Annotated in this window: 1 protein-coding gene; it reads left to right on the forward strand. The window is 64.4% G+C overall.

What is annotated here, in order from left to right:
• The coding region (locus AACY52_RS31620) for a PepSY-associated TM helix domain-containing protein (RefSeq protein WP_339561597.1) at nt 1-277 on the forward strand (277 nt) is incomplete at its 5' end.
• Nucleotides 278-435 lie beyond the last annotated feature (158 nt).

Here is a 435-nt window from a genome sequence, read left to right on the forward strand (position 1 = left end):
GTCCAACTTCACCCCAAAGCTTGGCTATGATGGCGTGAGTGGCCGCTTGCTTTGGGCGTCGCCGCCGCCGGGCGGAGCACAGGTCACGGCGGGTGCGATGATCGGCCTGCATGCCGGACGCTTCGCCGATACCGCGATCCGCTGGGTGTATTTCCTGTGCGGCATCGGTGGCACGCTGATGGTGGCGAGTGGGCTGGTGCTGTGGACGGTCAAGCGGCGCGAAAAGCTGCCGGATCCGGCGCGGCCGCATTTGGTTTCCGCTTGGTCGAGCGGTTGAATGTCGGGTTCATCGCGGGGTTTCCGGCGGCGATGGTCGGTTTTCTCTGGGCCAATCGCCTGTTGCCGCCGCTGTTGCCGCGACGCGCCGATGCCGAAGTCAATGTGATGTTCGCTTTGTGGAGCGTGCTGCTGCTTTACGCCTTTCTGCGCAAACCG

Source organism: Pseudomonas sp. EA_65y_Pfl1_P113 (assembly GCF_963970525.1).
In the GTDB taxonomy this organism is placed as follows: Bacteria; Pseudomonadota; Gammaproteobacteria; order Pseudomonadales; family Pseudomonadaceae; genus Aquipseudomonas; species Aquipseudomonas tritici.